Origin of the sequence: Vibrio sp. UCD-FRSSP16_30, from assembly GCF_001676025.1 — a bacterium.
In the GTDB taxonomy this organism is placed as follows: domain Bacteria; phylum Pseudomonadota; class Gammaproteobacteria; order Enterobacterales; family Vibrionaceae; genus Vibrio.
Genome location: NZ_LZFW01000008.1, coordinates 58,529 through 78,518, shown reverse-complemented (window position 1 = coordinate 78,518; position 19,990 = coordinate 58,529). Strand labels below are relative to the sequence as shown.

Annotated in this window: 17 protein-coding genes and 2 pseudogenes; 6 read left to right on the top strand and 13 right to left on the bottom strand. The window is 42.4% G+C overall.

What is annotated here, in order from left to right:
• Positions 1 to 411 precede the first annotated feature (411 nt).
• Positions 412 to 1,251: a fatty acid metabolism transcriptional regulator FadR gene (gene fadR, locus A9260_RS05990; RefSeq protein WP_068697140.1), complete on the bottom strand. Its 840-nt coding sequence runs from the start codon at positions 1,249 to 1,251 to the stop codon at positions 412 to 414.
• A gap of 578 nt (positions 1,252 to 1,829) precedes the next feature.
• Between fadR and nhaB the strand changes: the two genes are divergently transcribed.
• Entirely contained in the window at positions 1,830 to 3,425 is a 1,596-nt protein-coding gene (nhaB, locus tag A9260_RS05985; protein ID WP_068697138.1) for a Na(+)/H(+) antiporter NhaB, read from the top strand.
• A gap of 127 nt (positions 3,426 to 3,552) precedes the next feature.
• Positions 3,553 to 4,077: a disulfide bond formation protein DsbB gene (gene dsbB, locus A9260_RS05980; protein WP_068697134.1), complete on the top strand. Its 525-nt coding sequence runs from the start codon at positions 3,553 to 3,555 to the stop codon at positions 4,075 to 4,077.
• Between the two features lie 104 nt (positions 4,078 to 4,181).
• Here dsbB and A9260_RS05975 read toward each other — a convergent pair whose 3' ends face one another.
• Together A9260_RS05975 and A9260_RS05970 are read right to left on the bottom strand one after the other, a co-directional pair.
• On the bottom strand, positions 4,182 to 5,504 hold the full coding sequence (locus A9260_RS05975) for an MATE family efflux transporter (RefSeq protein WP_082957071.1): 1,323 nt from the start codon (positions 5,502 to 5,504) through the stop codon (positions 4,182 to 4,184).
• Between the two features lie 275 nt (positions 5,505 to 5,779).
• Entirely contained in the window at positions 5,780 to 6,382 is a 603-nt protein-coding gene (locus tag A9260_RS05970) for a YecA/YgfB family protein (RefSeq protein ID WP_068697132.1), read from the bottom strand.
• A 142-nt stretch (positions 6,383 to 6,524) separates the two neighbouring features.
• On the opposite strand from A9260_RS05970, the gene dusC reads away from it, so the two are divergent.
• Positions 6,525 to 7,481, top strand: a complete 957-nt coding sequence (gene dusC, locus A9260_RS05965; protein WP_068697131.1) for a tRNA dihydrouridine(16) synthase DusC — start codon at positions 6,525 to 6,527, stop codon at positions 7,479 to 7,481.
• Between the two features lie 111 nt (positions 7,482 to 7,592).
• On the opposite strand, the gene A9260_RS05960 is transcribed toward dusC, so the two are convergent.
• The 4 genes from A9260_RS05960 to yfbV all read right to left on the bottom strand — a co-directional run bounded on the left by A9260_RS05960 (position 7,593) and on the right by yfbV (position 11,107).
• Complete coding sequence (locus tag A9260_RS05960; RefSeq protein ID WP_068697130.1) at positions 7,593 to 8,387, bottom strand: ABC transporter ATP-binding protein; 795 nt, start codon at positions 8,385 to 8,387, stop codon at positions 7,593 to 7,595.
• Positions 8,384 to 9,313 (bottom strand): ABC transporter permease, encoded by a 930-nt coding sequence (locus tag A9260_RS05955; RefSeq protein WP_068697128.1) that lies wholly within the window; start codon positions 9,311 to 9,313, stop codon positions 8,384 to 8,386. Before A9260_RS05955 ends, A9260_RS05960 begins: the two co-directional genes overlap by 4 nt.
• Positions 9,314 to 9,380: 67 nt before the next feature.
• Complete coding sequence (locus tag A9260_RS05950; RefSeq protein ID WP_068697126.1) at positions 9,381 to 10,346, bottom strand: ABC transporter substrate-binding protein; 966 nt, start codon at positions 10,344 to 10,346, stop codon at positions 9,381 to 9,383.
• A 308-nt stretch (positions 10,347 to 10,654) separates the two neighbouring features.
• Positions 10,655 to 11,107 (bottom strand): terminus macrodomain insulation protein YfbV, encoded by a 453-nt coding sequence (gene yfbV, locus A9260_RS05945; RefSeq protein WP_068697123.1) that lies wholly within the window; start codon positions 11,105 to 11,107, stop codon positions 10,655 to 10,657.
• A gap of 330 nt (positions 11,108 to 11,437) precedes the next feature.
• Here yfbV and A9260_RS05940 point away from each other — a divergent pair, with 330 nt between their 5' ends.
• Together A9260_RS05940 and pta are read left to right on the top strand one after the other, a co-directional pair.
• Positions 11,438 to 12,634 (top strand): acetate kinase, encoded by a 1,197-nt coding sequence (locus A9260_RS05940; RefSeq protein WP_068697122.1) that lies wholly within the window; start codon positions 11,438 to 11,440, stop codon positions 12,632 to 12,634.
• Between the two features lie 97 nt (positions 12,635 to 12,731).
• Positions 12,732 to 14,867: a phosphate acetyltransferase gene (gene pta / locus A9260_RS05935; RefSeq protein ID WP_068697120.1), complete on the top strand. Its 2,136-nt coding sequence runs from the start codon at positions 12,732 to 12,734 to the stop codon at positions 14,865 to 14,867.
• Between the two features lie 120 nt (positions 14,868 to 14,987).
• Here pta and A9260_RS05930 read toward each other — a convergent pair whose 3' ends face one another.
• From A9260_RS05930 to A9260_RS17245, 4 genes and pseudogenes are all read right to left on the bottom strand, one after another.
• A complete protein-coding gene (locus tag A9260_RS05930; RefSeq protein ID WP_068697119.1) occupies positions 14,988 to 15,281 on the bottom strand; it encodes a YkgJ family cysteine cluster protein in 294 nt (97 codons plus the stop codon).
• An 85-nt stretch (positions 15,282 to 15,366) separates the two neighbouring features.
• A complete protein-coding gene (locus A9260_RS05925; RefSeq protein WP_068697118.1) occupies positions 15,367 to 15,609 on the bottom strand; it encodes a GlsB/YeaQ/YmgE family stress response membrane protein in 243 nt (80 codons plus the stop codon).
• 345 nt (positions 15,610 to 15,954) lie between these two features.
• Positions 15,955 to 16,368, bottom strand: a pseudogene (locus A9260_RS17250) (Tim44 domain-containing protein); the annotation flags it as partial.
• A gap of 129 nt (positions 16,369 to 16,497) precedes the next feature.
• Positions 16,498 to 16,875: pseudogene (locus tag A9260_RS17245) on the bottom strand (Tim44 domain-containing protein); the annotation flags it as partial.
• Between the two features lie 243 nt (positions 16,876 to 17,118).
• On the opposite strand from A9260_RS17245, the gene A9260_RS05915 reads away from it, so the two are divergent.
• Positions 17,119 to 18,042, top strand: coding sequence for a YeiH family protein (locus tag A9260_RS05915; RefSeq protein WP_068697116.1), 924 nt, complete (start codon positions 17,119 to 17,121; stop codon positions 18,040 to 18,042).
• Positions 18,043 to 18,111: 69 nt separating this feature from the next.
• On the opposite strand, the gene A9260_RS05910 is transcribed toward A9260_RS05915, so the two are convergent.
• On the bottom strand, positions 18,112 to 18,312 hold the full coding sequence (locus tag A9260_RS05910) for a hypothetical protein (protein ID WP_068697114.1): 201 nt from the start codon (positions 18,310 to 18,312) through the stop codon (positions 18,112 to 18,114).
• 154 nt (positions 18,313 to 18,466) lie between these two features.
• Positions 18,467 to 19,990, bottom strand: a complete 1,524-nt coding sequence (gene menE / locus A9260_RS05905; RefSeq protein WP_082957072.1) for an o-succinylbenzoate--CoA ligase — start codon at positions 19,988 to 19,990, stop codon at positions 18,467 to 18,469.

Below are 19,990 nucleotides of genomic sequence, written 5' to 3'. Positions count from 1 at the left end.
AGACCGCAGTCGTATTTAAGGCGTAATACCTCTTTGATTTTATTCATTGGAGTTCTCTTTTTGGCCATTATCGCTTCCTTTCCTTCTTGTTTTAGAAGTAAAGGATAGCGAGCTATTGATTTAAAAGAGAAAAAGGAAGGATTTCGGCCATTACGATCGCAGTTTTCGCTATTCCGATCATCGATTTCGGAGTTAGGTTAAAAGTGATCTGATAATCGCGGAATCAGCGATCGGTTTAAACCGAAATGGGTGATCGGATAATCCCGAAATGGGTGATCGGAATGCTCCGAAATATGCAATTCGGGAATAACTCTATCTACGCAATACTGCCCAAAAAGATCACTTTTTGTTTTATAACCATAAAAAAACCCTGCATAAAGCAGGGTTCTAGAAAGTAATTAGTGCCTGAGATTAGCTGTCATCTTCAGTAAAGTTCGTTGGCAAACTCACCTTCATCTCATTCCAGTGTTGACCACTTTCAATACCGTATTGACGAACAACGCCAGGAATTTGCTCTCGTTTCCCTTCTTCACATATCGCTAATAAGTCTTTATAAAAGTTAAGAGCTAACTGGCGTGATACAGGATTGGAAAAATAAAAAGCACCAACTCGGTTGTACAGTTTTTTCAAACCATTAAAGATCAAGCCATAAATCTGATTACCAGAATGGAAAGCTAAGTGTTGGAACAACATATAATCGTAATAATTAAACGTTTTAGCGATTAAAATGATATCGCGTTTCTGCTCATCTTTCTCATTGTCTTCTTTTACGTTTTGCTTGATCTTATCGGCATAAGGGAATGTTTCCATGAAGCTTACATGGGAATCTGCTTCCATTAGAGCTTCACAAGATTCGATAACTCGACGTAACGTCTGTTCCGATTGCTCTTTATTGACCTTAAATGCATAACGCATAAAAATAGGACTGATGCTGGTTCGAGCTGCCAGTAAATCTTCAACGATACTGGTGGCATTATCGGCATCCAATGTCATCAATGTATCTAAAATATGCAAACCTGAGGTTTCCATAAACTGATTTACTTTAGTCGGTTTGCCATGTTGAATTGTTAGCCAACCATCACGAGCAAGTCTTTGTAAGACCTCTCTTAATGTTGTTCTTGTTACACCAATCAGTTCAGATAGCTCACGCTCAGCGGGTAAAATAGAACCTGGAGCAAAACGTCCGTTCCAAATGCTTTCAATAATATACTTTTCTGCAAAGCCAGCTGGGCTTTTCGCCTTAATAACCATAGATTGGTAATTCCAACTCAAAATTCATTCAATTATCACTCATCATACCACCTAATGAGAGATTACAAAAACAAGCATCGAATAAGTTATGAGCTCTTATTCAAAGATCATAGAAATACACAATTTTTCTACCGACCAACCACATAATGTGGTCAAAAAACATACTTCATCAAAAGAACAGTAAAATAGAGCATTAATCCAACTCAGCACACGAAAGGCATCGTTCTTTTTTGCAATGTACTTTATAAGAAACTAGTTGGTTAATACTTAAAAAACATCAAGTTATGAACTAATATTATTTCTCATACAATAATGAGCCACTTATATAACCAAACCCTTACAAAAAGCAGAGTAATATTATAAGAAAAACATGCATTATGACGTTTTACTATAAACACGAGTTAGATCACATTATTGATTTGACTCACAAACAGATACGAGTAAACATGCGCCAATAAGCTAGTGTGTTACAGAATATTTCTGACCCAAGTTTACCCAAATTTAAATAAATCAGGTTGTTCATGGATAGGTCGCATAATACGACTCAATCTGATTTAAAGACTATAGAGAGAAGTACTATGCCGTTAAGTCAAGGAAACGCCTTCATCAAGAATTTTCTGGGGAAGGCACCAGACTGGTATAAATTGGCTATCGTTGCCTTTTTAATCATTAACCCCCTTGTTTTCTTTTTTGTCGACCCATTTATTGCAGGTTGGCTACTCGTTATCGAGTTTATTTTTACCCTGGCAATGGCTCTCAAATGCTACCCTTTGCAACCCGGTGGATTGCTCGCAATTGAAGCAATTGCAATTGGCATGACAACACCCGAAATGGTAAAGCATGAATTAGTTGCCAATATTGAAGTGCTGCTACTGCTTATCTTTATGGTGGCGGGTATTTACTTCATGAAGCAGTTACTACTGCTCATTTTTACCAAGATACTATTAGGTATTCGCTCCAAAGTCGTTTTATCCGTCGCTTTTTGTGCCGCAGCTGCATTTTTATCTGCTTTCTTAGATGCATTAACCGTTATCGCAGTGGTCATTAGTGTTGCTATCGGTTTCTACTCGATTTACCACAAAGTTGTTTCAGGAAAAGGCCATGGCAGTCAGCATGATCATACTCAAGATGGTCACCTCACCGAGTTAACTCGTGAAGATCTCGATGATTACCGTGCTTTTTTACGCTCTCTTCTTATGCATGCCGGTGTTGGTACCGCGCTTGGTGGTGTAATGACCATGGTAGGCGAACCACAAAACCTAATTATTGCGGATCAAGCGGGTTGGTTATTTGGTGAGTTTATCTTACGCATGCTTCCGGTCACTTTGCCGGTCATTATTGCGGGATTGCTGACAACCGTTGCTGTGGAAAAATTCAAAATCTGTGGTTACGGTTCAGAATTACCACCGCATGTACGTAAAATCCTAGAAGACTATAACGAAGAAGAGAAAAAGCACCGCACTAAGCAAGATGTAGCCAAACTTTGGGTACAAGGTGCTATCGCAGCATGGCTTATCTTTGGTCTTGCCTTCCACGTTGCTGCTGTTGGCCTTGTTGGATTATCCGTTATTATCTTAGCAACATCATTTACAGGCATTATCGAAGAGCATGCATTAGGTAAAGCATTTGAAGAAGCTCTACCCTTCACCGCATTACTGGCCGTATTCTTTGCTATTGTTGCGGTTATTATTCAACAAGACCTATTTGCACCAATCATTGACGCAGTATTGGCAGTAGAAGATCAAGGCACACAATTAGTACTGTTCTATATTGCCAACGGTGTGCTCTCAATGATTTCGGATAATGTCTTCGTTGGCACCGTTTATATCAATGAGGTTAAAGAAGCACTCTTGCAGGGTGTTATCAATCGTGAGCAATTTGATCTGCTAGCGGTTGCGATTAATACGGGAACCAACTTGCCATCGGTAGCAACACCAAATGGACAAGCGGCTTTCTTATTCTTATTAACCTCAACCCTTGCTCCATTAATTCGTCTTTCTTACGGACGTATGGTAGTTATGGCATTTCCATACACCATTGTTCTCGCACTGGTTGGTATGTTAGGCATTATGTTCTTCTTAGAGCCGGTCACGGCTATCTTTTATGACCTAGGCTGGATATCAGATCCACCGCTACATGCACTCGAAGCCGCCAGTTCAGTGATGGGCCACTAAGGAACTTATTCTCAATTGAGGACTCTATTGATTTGCCTTTCATAAAAAGGTAAAAAGAAACTAACTCTATCAGCCAGTACAATCATGGGTTTTACTGGCTTTTTTGTGCATAAAAGGACTCTCATTCATGCTTGAAAACATGTATCAATTTTCTCGCTCACGCTTATCTTGGTTTTTGCTTCTTATCACCATCGTAGCTTTTGAGCTTTGCGCTCTATACTTTCAACATGTCATGTTACTGGCACCTTGTGTCATGTGTATTTATGAGCGAGTTGCAATGATGGGCATTATTGTTGCGGCAGGTATTGGTATATGCAGACCCACCAATCCTCTGGTTCGTGGTATTGGATTAGTAGGCTGGATAGCCTCTAGCTATAAAGGATTACTGCTTGCTCGCGAACATGTCAGTTTTCAGTTTGATCCATCCCCTTTCAACACTTGTGACTTTTTTGTCAAGTTTCCAAGTTGGGCACCGCTAGATCAATGGGTTCCTTGGATGTTCCATCCGACAGGTACCTGTAGCAAAATTGTATGGACCTTCTTAGATCTGTCCATGCCGCAATGGTTAGTGATTATTTTTGGAGCAAGCCTTGTCGTTGCATCCCTATTTACACTATTGCAACTGCAAGGCTTAAAAAAACGAAAAGCTTAATACACAATAAGTTAGTAATTAATAAGTTAATAAGCTCTTTGCTCAAACATAAAAAAAGAGGAACTGATATTTTTCAGTTCCTCTTTTTTATCTATCCCTGATACTTAGTCATACATCAACTCTTTTGCTTTCTTGCTATCAAACTCTCGTAAAAACTTCCTTGCTTGGTAACGCATAGGAATGATTTTGAGTATTTGTTCAAATACCGTTATGGCGTAAACCCAAAAAATAGAAGCATCTAATACCAATACAACAAAAGCGCACAGTGGCAGAGCGATAAGCCAGCGAGTAATAAAGTTGATATTAAATACCGCCGTTGTTTTACCCAATGCACGCAACACTTGCCCATGTACGGTGGTGTAACCTTGAACCAGTGGCATTAAGATATAAAGCGGTGCAATGGTTGCTAAAGCTTGATAAGTCACTAATGAGTGGCCTGGATAAATCTTGTCGATCACTAAACTTAAAAGAAACGACATAAAAGCAATAATCGCTGATACGCCAATGGTCACTTTTATGCTCAGATCAACATCAGAATCTAATGTCTCTAAATTATTTGAGCCTATGGCTTGAGAGATAGTAATGGCCGAGGACACAGCCCAAGCCACCACAAACTGCGCAAGAGATGAAAGCCAAGGGGTGACCATCACCACCGCTGCATAAGCTTCTGTCGGCAACTGCGTGTAGAGAAAATTATAAGCGGCTAGCCCCATCGCCAGCACCATCATGTTCGCCGCTATGGGAGATATTTCTTTAAAATGCAAAGCAATATTACGGGTGATGCCTTGCATGGCTAGCGAAAAAGACAGCTGTGAAGCCTTTTGATATTTTAAGCACAATAGCAAAAACAGCATTCTGATCCCAAGCGCAATCACTGAGCCAAGTGCTGCACCTGCAATGCCAATACCGGCGAAACTTCCCATACCATAAATAAGATAATATGAGACCACAGCATTAATCGGCATCGTGATTAAATAGCTGATCAAAGGAAGTTTGGTTTTGCCCATCGCATTGTATAAAGCGATGGAGACTTGAGAGATCCCCGTTAAAAGTAACGCATATTTGATAACGGAAAGATAAGCATCAATTTCCTGATAAAGATCACTGCTATGACTTAATAGCTTGATAAGAGGCCATTTAAATAGCGTAATTAACAGGAAGAAAAATAGGGCGACCGAAAGATTGATAATAATTGCGGATAAATACGATTTTGAAATTAAGCTGTCTTTTGCCGAACCAAAGGCACGAGAAAGTACATTCTGAGAACCGTTAGCTAATGCATTTTGTACCCCAAGCATTAAAGAGACTATCGCACTGGCAATCCCCATAGCAGCTAATGAACCTTCACCTAAAGGGGAGATTAACAAAGTGTCTATCATCAACATGCCTTGCATCAGCAACGCATTAATCGCAATAGGCCATGCCATCTTTATGTTCTTTTTAATATAGTGGCTATTTTTAAACACAAGACCTCTTATATTGATGCGTAACAAAGCGTGCCCAAGTACCTATTATCTCTCCAATAGATTAAATTGTGAGCTCATCAATGTTAATTCTCAATAACACACGCAACAAAAACGCAAGCAGCACAAGTACAAGTACAAGTACAAGCAGCAAAGCCAAATTGTACCTTAGAGGCAATTTGGCTATTTATTATCAGCTCACTATTTTTCAATCAGCAATCAGCAATCAGCAATGAATACTAAGCGCCGCAACACTTCTTGAACTTTTTACCACTACCGCAAGGACATGGATCATTACGGCCCACCTCTTTATATGGATTTAATGTTTGGCTTTTATTCCCAATCATCAACTCATCGGCCGCTTGAGCCACTTCATTGATCATCAAGTCCAGTTGTGGCTGTAAATCGCATACTTGTGGCAGCTGCTCGTAGCCGGCTTGCTGCATTTGCTGATGGGTTTGCTCTTCATCAACCAGCAAAGAGAAAGTGGTTAACAATGCAGATAGCATTCTTAGCGTACCTTCTGCAACGTCCTGCGATTGCCATTCTTGCTCAACAATCGGCCATATCGCCAGAAACCCTTCCGCAAGATCTGCTAAATGTTCACTGTCGTTATTGGTTAATTCCAGAACCGAATACTGATTGGCTTTGAGCCTGCCGTATTGAGCATTGATATGTTCAATAATAATTGGCTTGGCGGTTGCAAACTCACCACTGCACAAACCCTCAGCCCACAATTCAGGCTCTAAAGGTTTAACGGTCAGGTTAGCCGCTAATATTGCGCCCTCCCAAAAATAAGCACTTTCTTGCTCACTTTCCGGTAGGCTAATTAAATCACTCATAACATCAACTCACGTAATTTTTCTTTAGTATGAGTGAAAAGTGCCTCAGCTTCTACACTCGCATTGGCAACTGATATTTATCGGTGACATTTTACCCAAAACCCACTAAAATCCCGCCTCCTGCACACAAAGGTAGAATAAAATGCGTCTCGTCCTTGGCCCTATGGAGGGTGTTCTCGACCACTTAATGCGAGAAATCCTTACCGATATCAATGATTTTGATCTATGCGTGACAGAATTTGTACGTGTAAGTGACCAAGTACTGCCAGATCGCTCATTCTACAAACTTTGTCCTGAACTACTGCAAGGCTCAAAAACCAAGTCAGGCACACCTGTACACCTGCAATTACTTGGTCAGCATCCACAATGGATGGCAGAAAATGCCTATAAAGCTTATCAATTAGGGGCGGCTGGTATCGATCTTAATTTTGGTTGCCCTGCCCGCTTAGTCAACAAAAGCAAAGGCGGCGCAGTCTTATTAAAAGAACCAGAATTGATGTATCAAATTATCAATGCTTGCCGAGAGGCTGTACCAAGCCATATCCCTGTTACGGCTAAAATTCGCCTTGGCTGGGAAAACCCTGAAGATTGCTTTGAAATTGTTGATGCGGTGGAAAATGCTGGGGCTAATGAACTCGCCATTCACGCCAGAACCAAAATGGGTGGCTATAAAGCCGATCAAATTCGTTGGGATTATCTTGCTAAGATTCGCCAGCACACCAAAATGCCATTAATTGCCAATGGTGAAATCTGGAATTACGAAGATGGTCAACGCTGTCTTAACACCACCGGCATTGATTCGCTAATGGTATGCAGAGGATCGTTTAACGTTCCTAACTTGGGTAATGTGGTTAAGCATAACCAAGCTATCATGCCTTGGACTGATGTCGTGGCATTGCTACTGCGTTATTCAGAGTATGAAATGAAAGGTGATAAAGGGCTTTATTATCCTAACCGCGTTAAACAATGGTTCTCTTATCTGCGTCAGCAATATCCAGAAGCAAAAGAGTTATTCCACCATATTCGCCGATTTAACACCGCCGAGCCCATTGTTGAGTACATTCATCGTTATCACAATGAACTGCTAGCTCAAGCTTAGCCTTTGCCGCTAATCTGTGCGACCAATAAAAAACGAGGTGTCTTTATCATTAAATAAAGACACCTCGTTTAATTTTACTCTATAAAGTCCATAGCAATCGAAACACGACAATTAGCTTAATAGCAAGCCATCATCACTGAGCTCTTCGCCACGCACTTTACTGAACATTTCCAATAGATCTGGCACTTGCATATTCGCTCGTTGTTCTCCGGCTACATCCAACACTATTTTACCTTGATGGAGCATAACCGTGCGATCGCCACAGGCGAGTGCATCCTTCATTGAGTGTGTGACCATCATGGCGGTCAGATTAAATTCTGTGATGACTTTTTTAGTCAAATCAATCACAAAAGCGGCCATTCTAGGATCAAGAGCTGCAGTGTGCTCATCCAGTAATAACAATTTGCTATCTGATAGAGTTGCCATAATAAGGCTAACAGCTTGTCGCTGACCACCAGAGAGCAGCCCGATGCTGTCTCCTAGCCTATCTTCTAAGCCTAAACCCAATATAGCGATGCGATCTTGAAACAGTTTTCGACGCTTATTCGATATTGATAGACTCCAGCCACGGCGATGTCCTCGGCGATAAGCCAGTGCCATGTTTTCCTCTATCGTTAGCTCACCACAAGTGCCAGCCAGCGGATCTTGAAACACGCGAGCACAAAGGCTTGCTCTTTGATCTACCGTGCGGCGAGTCACATCGATATCATCAATGACAACACTGCCACCAATCATCGGTGTTTCGCCGGTTACTGCGCCAAGTAGCGTCGATTTACCCGCGCCATTTGAACCAATAACCGTCAGAAACTCATGTTCAGGAACCACAAGATCCACACTGCGCAATGCTCGGTTTTCTAGGACAGTTCCAGGGTTAAAAGTCACCTGAATATCTTTTAGCTCTATCATGCCCCCTCCTTCTCATCACGTGCTTGCTGCTGTATTTGCTGCAATTGTTGTTTTGCTTTGTATTTAGCTTTTACTTTTGGCGCGATTAAAGCAACGGCCACCAAAATAGCGGTAACAAGGTTAAGATCGGATGCTTGCAGTCCAAACATGCCTGAGCTCAATGCAAAGGCGACCGCTAATCGATACAGCACTGAGCCGACAATTACCGCGACCACTGCCACCCAAATTTTACGCCCTGGGATTAATGTTTGCCCTAAGATAACTGCCGCGAGACCAACAACAATCGTACCTACGCCAGAAGTCACATCTGCAAAGCTGTTAGTTTGCGCAAACAGAGCGCCTGCAAACCCAACTAAGCCATTAGATAAAGCCAGACCAAAGTAAGTATAAAAAGAAGTGCTGCCACCTTGCGCTCGCACCATACGAGCATTGACACCCGTCGCGCGAAGCCCAAGACCAAAATCACTGTTTAACAAACGAATCGTGAAAACTGCGGCTATCAATACAAGAATACCCACCACTAATGGACGGATAAGCATAGGATCGCCAATGCTTTCAAAAGGAGTCAAGATGGTCTCTTCACCCAATAGAGCCACATTAGGTCTGCCCATGATGCGAATATTGATAGAAAACGCGGCAATCATGGTCAGAATAGACGCCAGTAGATGCAAAATACCGCATCGCACAGCAAGAAAAGCCGTTACCCATCCAGTCATACCGCCGGCAACAATGGCCATGCCAGTTGCCAGCCAAGGGTTAATTCCTGCAACAATCGCGGTTGCAGCAACAGCCGCACCCATAGGAAATGAGCCATCAACACTCAGATCAGGAAAGTCTAATACTCGGAAGGTAAGGTAAACGCCAAGCGCAACTAGGCCATAAACCAGCCCTAGTTCCAGCGCCCCAAAAAATGCAAAAGCAGACATACATACTCCTCTGCTGCTTCAAAAAATACGCAGTAAAAAGCCAGTCAAATAGACTGGCTCACTGGTTTTATTTAACTTCGGTAGCGCGAGCTACAACAGATTGCGGGATAGCAATGCCCAATTTTTTCGCGACAGTTTCATTAATCGCAAGATCAGAACCTTCTGCAACTTTAACATCTAATGTTCCCGGCTCTTTTCCATCAAGAATAGCGGCCACATAATCAGCTGTTTGTACGCCAACTTGGTAGTAATCAAAACCAAGGCTAGCAATTGCACCTTTTTCTACATACGAAGTAGCGCCGCCAAAGACAGGTTTGTTCGCTTGGTTAGCCGCCACAATCATACCTTCAATCGCACTCGCCACTGTATTATCCGTTGGCGCGTAAATTACATCAGCTTTGGCAACAATAGCTTGAGTGGCAGACAGAACATCCGCACTTTTTAAAGCCGTAGACTCAATGACATTAAGCCCTTTCTCTTTAGCGGCGATTTTTAGCAATTCAACTAGGCTCACCGCGTTCGCTTCGCCAGGGTTATAAACCACACCGATAGTTTGCGCTTTAGGAAGAATTTCTTGAATTAAGCTAACGTGCTGAGCAACAGGAGAAAGATCTGAAAGACCGGTAATGTTTTTGCCCGGCTGTTTTAGCTGAGAAACCAACTTAGCCCCAACAGGGTCTGTCACGGCTGTAAACACAATCGGGATAGAACGAGTAGCCGAAGCCAAAGCTTGAGCGGTTGGAGTGGCAATGCCCACCAATACATCAGGGTTTTCACCAACAAATTGACGCGCGATTTGTACCGCAATTGCAGGGTTACCTTGCGCAGTTTTATAATCAAACTCTAGGTTTTTACCTTCTTCATAACCTTTCGCTTTTAAGCCATCAAGCAAACCCTGACGAGTCGCATCCAAAGCAGGATGTTCAACGATTTGTGATACAGCAACCTTTGCTGTTTTTGCCACAACACTGGCACTTGAAAGAAGAGCTGCGCCGACAAGACACGCTGCGACAATTATGTTACTTGTTTTCATTTTCACTCCTTGATTCAGCAAACAAAGCTGAGTTTGATATCCGTTTCTATAGCTGAGTATTGAGCTTGCTGGTGACAAATCCAAAATTGGATCTGTACGCAACTCCACGCATACTCTAGAGACCATTATTACCAGTAAGGGATAGAAAATAAAAGACGTATTTGCCAAGATGTTAATAAAGTGTCAATAAATTGATTTTTAGAGAGGGTTGAACAAGAAAGATGAATTAAAAAGCAAGGGAATCAAACATAAACGCAATATCAGGGGCAACTGCGTTTATGTTATCAAGATAGGATTAGAGTGTTTTCTTAGAACCAGCGTTCAAGTACATTTTTATCGAGCTTATTAAAGGCACGGTTTAACAACTGCGCTAGCTCTTTATAACGAGGCTTGGCTTTTGGCGGCTCAAGCAACGTACCTGAATCTAGAATTTTTTGATGGATTTCACGATACCAGCTCGCTAAAGCCGGTGGTAATAGTGTATTAGAGCGTGTTCCTAACCACCAAAAGCCTTGAATAGGTAAGCTAATAGCAAACAAAGCGACAACAATCGCTTGGGATAAGCCAGTCCCATATTGAAATGTCAGTTGAGTTAATATGCTAATGGCTGCCACGGCAGGCATTACTCGAATACCAAATCGAGTTGCAGTGATCACTCGATGTTCAGGAAACATAGGTGAAAGCTCTTTTCGCATAGGCCAAAGATCCATATATATCTGACCATCTCTTAACCTGTGGAACATACCCATTTTTTCAACCATACCTAAACCGCTAAAAAATATTTTAAAAATTAAAAAATAAACATAAAAAATTGATAAAAGATAAAGAAAATTCAATTTTTTTTGTTATATTTGCCTATTGTCGCTATTCTTGTCAGCGTCTTATCAATGCTTCGCCGTTAACTACATATTAGGCGACAGTGAGGCGTGTTAGCAAGGATTGAAAATGTATCCTGATGAAAGGTATATACAGTCAACAAAGGGAAATTGTTGCAACTAAAAACTGAGTAGCCGTTCACTAATGAACGATGACTGCTCATAAAAACTAAATTCATTCTCTCTGAACAATCAGATGAAATACAGGAAACAAACATGTCAAAGCTAGTTTTAGTTTTAAACTGCGGTAGTTCTTCCCTTAAATTCGCTATCGTTGATGCAGACAACGGTAATGAACACCTTACAGGTCTTGCTGAATGCCTACACCTTCCTGAAGCACGTATTAAGTGGAAATTGGATGGTAAACATGAAGCAGCACTAGGTAATGGCGCGGCACACGATGAAGCACTAACTTTTATCGTAGACACTATCTTAGCTTCTAAACCAGAACTTTCAGAGCAGCTTGGTGCTGTTGGCCACCGTGTTGTACACGGCGGTGAAAAATTCACTGAATCAGTAATTATTGATGAAGCAGTAGTTGCGGGTATTGAAGAATGTGCAGCACTAGCTCCTCTTCACAACCCAGCGGCAATCATTGGTATTAAAGCAGCGCAAAAAGCGTTCCCGACTCTACCAATGTCGGCAGTATTTGATACCGCTTTCCACCAAACTATGCCTGAAGAAGCTTATCTATACGCTCTTCCGTACAGCTTATATAAAGAGCACAGCATCCGTCGTTACGGCATGCACGGTACTTCTCACCTATTTATCGCTCGCGAAACAGCTGAGCAACTAGGCAAGCCTGCTGATGAACTAAACATCATCAACTGTCACCTAGGTAACGGTGCTTCTGTTTGTGCGATTAAAAACGGCAAGTCTGTAGATACTTCTATGGGTCTTACTCCTCTAGAAGGTCTAGTAATGGGTACTCGTTGTGGTGATATCGATCCTGCGATCATCTTCCACCTACACGATTCTCTAGGTTACACAGTTGAGCAAATCAACACTATGCTAACTAAAGAGTCTGGCCTACAAGGTCTAACTGAAGTGAGCTCTGATTGTCGTTTCGTTGAAGAAAACTACGGCAAAAAAGAAGAAGCGACTCGTGCGATGGACGTATTCTGTCACCGCCTAGCTAAATACGTTGCAGGTTACACAGCAACGCTAGAAGGTCGTCTAGACGCTATCGTATTCACTGGTGGTATCGGTGAAAACTCAGCTCCTATTCGTGAGATGGTTCTAAACCGTCTTGGCGTATTCGGTGTTGAAGTAGACGGTGAAGCAAACCTTAAAGCTCGCTTCGGTGGCGAAGGTACTATCACTTCTACTGACAGCCGCATCCCTGCAATGGTTATCTCTACAAATGAAGAGTTAGTTATCGCAGAAGACACAGCACGCTTAGCTGGTCTTTAATATACTAAACAGGTGAGGTTTTCCTCACCTGTTTACTTTTGATTCAGCTGTTCCCCCAGTTGAAACTTTTAATTACACATTTCGAGGTCTTCTGACTATGTCTCGTACCATTATGCTTGTCCCTATCAGCGCTGGTGTTGGTCTTACTAGTGTTAGCATGGGTGTTATCCGCGCTATGGAACGCAAGGGCGTAAACGTTTCGTTTTACAAGCCTATTGCTCAGCCACGTACCGGTGGTAGCCAACCTGATTTAACATCTACCATTCTTCAATCAAATAACGATGTCAAAATCGGTACCCCGACTCCTATGGATGAAGCGCAAGCACTTATCCGTAACGAGCAAATGGACGTTTTGCTAGAGACTATCGTTGAGCGTTTCAACCAAATTAATGATACGGACGTGACTCTAATTGAAGGTCTAGTTCCAACTCGTAAGCACCCATTCGCTAACCAAGTGAATGAAGAGATTGCTAAAACTCTTGGCGCAGAGATCGTATTTGTTGCAACTCCTGGCACATACAACCCATCTCAGCTTAAAGAGCGTATCGAAGTTGCAGTTTCAAACTTCGGTGGCAAGAAAAATAAAAACATCTCTGGCGTTATCATCAACAAACTTAACGCTCCAGTAGATGAAGCAGGCCGTACACGTCCTGACCTATCTGAAATCTTTGACGATTCAGATGCTGCTCAACAAGCTAACATCCAAGCGATGGAAATCTTCAACACTAGCCCAGTACGTGTACTTGGTTGTGTGCCTTGGAGCGTTGAGCTAATCGCAACTCGTGCGATTGACATGGCTAAACACCTAAACGCTGATATCATCAACGAAGGTGAAATCTCTACTCGTCGTATTAAGAGCATCACTTTCTGTGCACGCTCTCTTCCAAATATGATTGAGCACTTTAAGCCAGGTTCACTTCTAGTAACTTCAGCTGACCGTCCAGACGTAATCGTAGCAGCAGCTCTTGCGGCAATGAACGGCGTTGAAATTGGTGCTGTACTGCTTACTGGCGGTTACGACATTCCAGAACAAATTCGCGATCTATGTAAGCCTGCATTTGATGCTGGTCTTCCAATCTTTAAAGCGCAAGGTAACACTTGGCAGACTTCTCTGAATCTTCAAAGTTTCAGTGTTGAAGTTCCTGCAGACGATAAAGAGCGTATCGAATTTGTTAATGACCACGTTGCAAGCCACATTGATGGCCCATGGGTTGACTCACTAACAGAAGGCGCTGTTGCTTCTCGTCGTCTAAGCCCACCTGCGTTCCGTTACCAGTTAACTGAATTAGCTCGTCGTGCTAACAAACGCATCGTTCTTCCTGAAGGTGATGAGCCACGTACAGTTAAAGCTGCGGCTATCTGTGCTGAGCGCGGTATCGCGAACTGTGTTCTTCTTGGTAACCCTGAAGAAATCCGTCGCGTTGCAGCACAACAAGGTGTTGAGCTAGGCGCTGGCGTTGAAATCATCGATTCTGATGCAGTACGTGAACAATACGTTGCACGTCTTGTAGAGCTTCGCTCTAAGAAAGGCATGACTGAAGTTGTTGCTCGCGAGAAACTTCAAGATTCAGTATTCCTAGGCACTATGATGCTTGAGAATGGCGAAGTAGACGGTCTTGTTTCTGGTGCAGTTCACACTACAGCAAACACAATCGTACCTCCGTTCCAAATCATCAAGACTGCACCTGATGCGTCTATCGTTTCTTCAATCTTCTTCATGCTTCTGCCTGATCAAGTATTGGTATACGGTGACTGTGCAATCAACCCAGATCCAACAGCTGAGCAACTTGCTGAAATCGCTATCCAATCTGCAGATTCTGCAACAGCATTTGGTATCGACCCACGCGTTGCAATGATCTCTTACTCTACTGGTGAGTCAGGTAAAGGTGCAGACGTAGATAAAGTACGTGAAGCAACCAAACTTGCTCAAGCGAAACGTCCAGATCTAGTGATCGACGGTCCTCTACAGTACGATGCTGCAATCATGGAAAACGTAGCGGCTTCTAAAGCGCCTAACTCTCCTGTAGCGGGTAAAGCAACTGTATTTGTATTCCCAGACCTAAACACTGGTAACACAACTTACAAAGCTGTACAGCGTTCAGCTGACCTAGTATCTATCGGTCCAATGCTGCAAGGCATGCGTAAACCTGTAAATGACTTGTCTCGTGGCGCACTAGTAGACGATATCGTTTACACCGTTGCTCTAACAGCAATTCAATCGACTCAACAGTAATCACTGCTTTGCAGAAATAACTGAGTTCGTAAAATAGCAAAAGGGTCGGTATATACCGACCCTTTTTTATATTCAGAGAATAATCATCAAATACCTAGCTGATGATTCTAATGTAATAAACTAGTTTCTAGATTCCCACTCATTACGACACTCGTAAGATCCCATCTCAAATTCGCGACATATCCACGGACGATTCTCGTAAATAGTACACAGTTTTGTGTCTCTATCGACCGCAGAACACCAACCGTCCTCTAAACGAAGCATGGTTTCCCCACCCCATTTATCCGTTGCAATGTGCTCTTCTGGTACGCCAGTATCACTAATGATCATCACCTCTAAACGGCAGCAACTTGCACGACAAGTGCTACAGCTCACCTCGGGTTCAGACTCTTGCTTGATAGGAATAGTGGTCATGACTTTTTTGTTATCGCTTAATGCATTGGGAATAATTGCCGTATGGTACGTGAATTATTCCCTTATCTCGATAGATAAAGAGCGATTAAAGTCTCTTTATTACGCCAACGATATACAGAAGTAATACAGCGCCAACGGTAGACATCACAAGAGAACCCACAAGGCCACCAGCTGCCAGACCTAAAAGGTTAAATACAAATCCGCCAAGTACTGCACCTAAAACCCCGACAATGATATTACCAACCACACCAAAGCCGCCGCCTTTCATAAAGTTTCCAGCTAACCATCCAGCAACAGCACCGATCAACAAAAATAAAATAATGCCCATAAGTTTTATATCCCTCATGTTTGAGAATGTAAGACTAGTCAACGATCTCAAGATGTGTCCAGTCATACTCTAAGCCGTTGAGTATACGTGCTCGCAAAAAATTCGGATTAATGGTTTCTAATGTTGTGCTTTTCGTTATTTATCAATTGCTAGAAGGGAAAGTATATATCGCGGAAGGTGAGCGGATGTTACAGCAATCTTGGCTGGTAAATTACGAGCCTTTGGAAAACCAGATATAATTATCTCACAATAGGTACTCACCTCCAGCTCTTCAGTAAGTTAACTTGCATAAAAAAGGCCAGAACGAAAGTTCTGGCCCTTGAATAACTCTAGCAATATAAAAGCTTAAACTTGAATACCGATAATCAACCATGGTGCATTTGGTTGAGTTAAATCACGCTCAAGGTGCCAAATATCGTTGATCTCTTCTTCTACATTTTCCACTGTATCGCGGTAGCGACCGGTAAATTGTAGGCTTAGCTGTGCTTTGCTTGCATCAACGTCGGCACGTACAATTTCAGCATCAACAAACATGACATCTGTATGTTGCTCACCTTTTAGTGAAGCGCGTTCGCTTTTTAGGTCTTCAAACAAACTTGCGGAAACGTATTCACGAATCGTTTCAAGTTCATTGTGGTTCCAAGCGCCTTGCAGAATACGGTAGTGCTCTCTCGAACCACTGATGAATCCTGCATGATCAAAACCCGGTGGGTAGTTATGCGGAACATCAGATTGAGCGGCGCTACCAAACCCAGCACCATTTGACTGAGAGGATGGCTGCGAGTCAGCTTGCTGTCTAAACTGAGTATTATATGGAGGAACATCATTTGCCCCGCCTTGAGAGGTATTACCCTGAGGAGCATTCCCTTGAGATGCGCTGTAAGCAGGACGTTGCTGATTCATGCTGCCAGCTTTTGACCCCAACATGCCACGTAAAAACTTAAAGGCAAAAAAGGCAATCAAACCCATGATAAGCATATCCATGAACTGAATACCTTCAAAAGCACCACCAAAGAATGCTGCAAGAAGGCCACCAGCAAGCAGACCGCCCATCAATCCACCCATCATACCGCCTTTTCTAGAGGTATTCTGAGCGCCTTTATTTACTGAGTTAGTGTTGGTCGGCTGCGCTCTAGGTGCAGGCGCCGTTTTAAAGCTTTTACCAAATGATTTACCACCGCCAAATCGCTTAGCTTCAGTCACTGGCGAAAATGTCATTGATACTGTTACTAGCAATACTGCCATGATCGAAAAAATACGTTTCATAATCTCTCTTTAATTTCTAAGATTCGGCTTCATAGTACCTATTAGGGACTAAAAGTTGAACTACGTTCTCGCATTGAGTTGTTACACTTTATTGCAATCTAGGGCTATATCACACTATTTTTAAGTACTATATGGAATATTGAATATTATCAATAGAACAATCCGACCTAAAAACCTCAAATATTTCGCGAATCAAAATTAACATCGCTATTATTGAGCCCTCATTTGGAAGGCGCTAACTCAATGCAACATTTTACAAAGAAACATATCCCATTTTTTATCGTGTTAGTTCTTTGCTTTACCCCCTTATTGAAATCACCTTCGGCTCTGATGCTAGGATTGATTTTATCTCAATTGGGTATGGTGCCTACCGGACTGCCTATCGCACAATGGACGAAGAAGCTCCTTAGCTACTCTATCATTGGACTTGGCTTTGGCATATCACTCTCTGAGGCTTTAAAAGCAACATCCAGTGGTATTGGGCTGATTATGACCACCATCTTTGTCACCTTATTTGTCGGTACTTGGATTGCCATAAAGTTAGGTATTGATAAAAAAACGGGCTACCTAATTTCAAGTGGTACGGCTATTTGTGGTGGCAGTGCCATTGCCGCTGTTTCTCCGGCTATCAATGCTAATGCCAATCAAACAGGTTTGGCTCTAGCCACCATCTTCATACTGAACTCTGTTGCGTTATTTGTATTCCCGGTTATCGGCCACGCGCTAAATCTTGATCAACATACCTTTGGGGTTTGGGCCGCGATTGCCATTCACGATACCTCTTCGGTAGTGGGTGCGGCGAGTGCTTATGGTGAAGAAGCTCTGCGTACCGCAACCACGCTTAAGTTAGCTCGCGCACTATGGATTATCCCTGTGACACTTGGCAGTGCTTGGTACTTTGGCAAAGCAAATCATAAACTAAAAGTTCCGACGTTTATCTTCTTATACATCGGCGCAGTCGTTATCAGTGACCTTCTTCCGCAGTTTAATGATCTTTATCAGATGACTTTCTCTGTGGCGAAACAAACTCTAGTGGCGTGTTTATTCTTAATTGGCTCTGCAATCTCACTTGAGCAAGTGAAAGAAGCAGGTATTAAGCCTTTACTATTCGGTATTGGATTGTGGCTGGCGATATCTGTGGGAACGTTGTTGTGGTTGCTACATTAAGCTAAACAGTTGTGGGGGCTAGGTTCTAGGAGATAATGTTCTATAAACCAGTTCCCTACAACATCAGCATTAAAGTACTTTATCGTAATGACTTGGCTTTACTCTAGCGAGCAATCGATGGCTGCTTTTTTTAGTGCTGTCACCCTTCTGTTTAATCGCAATCCATAACACAAGCGCAAACCCTAATGCTTGGGCAATAGAGCCAATCAAACCATTGTCTGATAAAGCGATTGCTAAACATGCTACAACAAGCGTCCAAAGAATATACATAGTTCATTCCATTATTTGGCAAAGCTAATAAGTGCCTGCCAGTCTATTTATTTGACTAGGAGTATGACTGTGTATAACCCGTTTAAAAAATCACCTTTTGCTCTAAGTCATAACAAAATGATTTGAGGCGCTTAAAAGTGTCTTCATTTAAATACTAACTTTGCTGAGACAACCACTGCTTTAATTTTAATCGAGAAACTTTAATACCTTGATTTAGTAGAGATTGTGGGATGCGATAATAACCAATTGGGCATTTGAATTTTTGCAGACTTGAGCGACATAGGTTGGTCAATTGCAATTGTAGTGACTCCGATAACGGCACATCATTAAGTGCCAATAGCGCAACCGGTCGCTGACCAAATTCAGGATCATCAATAGGTACAATAAACGCTTGTTGTACTTCTTGATGTGAAATAAGGATTCGCTCAATTTCTTCACAGTGGATATTTTCGCCACCGGAGATAAATAAGTTGTCAGCTCGACCTAAAATAACCAACTCATCATCACTAAAACGCCCCAGATCTTTAGTATCAAACCAGTGATCATCAATAAGCGATAATGGGTTCAGCTTCCCTTCTCGCCAATAACCAACCGCAAGTGTCTCTCCACCAACTAAGATGCGCTGCCCTTGCAGTTTTAGGTCTCGATGTAGCAACACCTTTCCTGCACTATCAAGGTGATCCACCGCTTTTGCGGTGACTGTTGACGCCATTTCAGTTAAACCATAGCCAGCCCAAGTATCAACGCCTTGCTCTTTAGCCAACTGAGCAAGTTGATGCGGGATAACCCCGCCACCGAGCAATACTTTTTCTAACGTTATCGGCTCGTTTTTTTCTAGTACTCGAAAGAGTTGAGTCGGAACCATAGAGGTATGAGTGACCCCCTGTAAATTTAACCCCGAGCCTTGCTTTAACCGTAAGCAACAGCCACTCACAAGCCAACGCCACACAATCGCTAAGCCAGAAACATGAAACAGCGGTAGCGATAACAGCCACGTACTGTGAGCGTCAAAATTAAATGACTTTTGTAAACCTATGGCCGAGGCTAAATGATTGTTTACTGTATGAGCGACCGCTTTAGGTTCGCCTGTTGAGCCTGAGGTAAAAATCAAACTGGCAATATTGCTAGTATTCAGCCCAGCCTGATTAAGGTTTGATTGGTCAAATTTTGTTGGTGAGGAACTAAGTTGAAGCTCTGGGAATTTAAGCTGAGGAGATTTAAGCTCATCTAAAGTAAGTACAAGCCCCCCAGTCAGATAAGATAAATCGTCATTAACGGTTGGGCACTGGTAGTAAAAAGAACACCCTAATACTTGCTGACGCTTTGTTAGATCTTGTTTAGGCAATGGTGGAACAATAGCAACCACAACCCCAGCTTCTAGAGCCGCTAGATAGACCATTAAACTTTGAAAAGAACTGTGCGCAGTGACTAGCATCAACACATCGTTACAGCCTAAACTGGCAGCAGTAAATTGCTGCTGAACTGATGCGACATACTGAGAGAGATCATCCCAAGTATAGTGGTGATTTGCATGTTCTAGTGCGACGGAAAGGCTTCTGTTAGACGCATATTCTGCTTGAGCTTTACTTGATTGAGCTTTCCAGTAATCAAGCAACGATAAGTGGCTAGATTGCCACTCATCGAACCATCTATTGTGGGATAAATGGTTATTATGCAT

Coding starts and splice junctions, on each gene's coding strand:
- fadR (WP_068697140.1), bottom strand. CDS start 1,251: ATGGTTATTAAGGCGAAAAGCCCAGCTGGCTTTGCAGAAAAGTATATT.
- nhaB (WP_068697138.1), top strand. CDS start 1,830: ATGCCGTTAAGTCAAGGAAACGCCTTCATCAAGAATTTTCTGGGGAAG.
- dsbB (WP_068697134.1), top strand. CDS start 3,553: ATGCTTGAAAACATGTATCAATTTTCTCGCTCACGCTTATCTTGGTTT.
- A9260_RS05975 (WP_082957071.1), bottom strand. CDS start 5,504: ATGGCATGGCCTATTGCGATTAATGCGTTGCTGATGCAAGGCATGTTG.
- A9260_RS05970 (WP_068697132.1), bottom strand. CDS start 6,382: ATGAGTGATTTAATTAGCCTACCGGAAAGTGAGCAAGAAAGTGCTTAT.
- dusC (WP_068697131.1), top strand. CDS start 6,525: ATGCGTCTCGTCCTTGGCCCTATGGAGGGTGTTCTCGACCACTTAATG.
- A9260_RS05960 (WP_068697130.1), bottom strand. CDS start 8,387: ATGATAGAGCTAAAAGATATTCAGGTGACTTTTAACCCTGGAACTGTC.
- A9260_RS05955 (WP_068697128.1), bottom strand. CDS start 9,313: ATGTCTGCTTTTGCATTTTTTGGGGCGCTGGAACTAGGGCTGGTTTAT.
- A9260_RS05950 (WP_068697126.1), bottom strand. CDS start 10,346: ATGAAAACAAGTAACATAATTGTCGCAGCGTGTCTTGTCGGCGCAGCT.
- yfbV (WP_068697123.1), bottom strand. CDS start 11,107: ATGGTTGAAAAAATGGGTATGTTCCACAGGTTAAGAGATGGTCAGATA.
- A9260_RS05940 (WP_068697122.1), top strand. CDS start 11,438: ATGTCAAAGCTAGTTTTAGTTTTAAACTGCGGTAGTTCTTCCCTTAAA.
- pta (WP_068697120.1), top strand. CDS start 12,732: ATGTCTCGTACCATTATGCTTGTCCCTATCAGCGCTGGTGTTGGTCTT.
- A9260_RS05930 (WP_068697119.1), bottom strand. CDS start 15,281: ATGACCACTATTCCTATCAAGCAAGAGTCTGAACCCGAGGTGAGCTGT.
- A9260_RS05925 (WP_068697118.1), bottom strand. CDS start 15,609: ATGGGCATTATTTTATTTTTGTTGATCGGTGCTGTTGCTGGATGGTTA.
- A9260_RS05915 (WP_068697116.1), top strand. CDS start 17,119: ATGCAACATTTTACAAAGAAACATATCCCATTTTTTATCGTGTTAGTT.
- A9260_RS05910 (WP_068697114.1), bottom strand. CDS start 18,312: ATGTATATTCTTTGGACGCTTGTTGTAGCATGTTTAGCAATCGCTTTA.
- menE (WP_082957072.1), bottom strand. CDS start 19,990: ATGCATAATAACCATTTATCCCACAATAGATGGTTCGATGAGTGGCAA.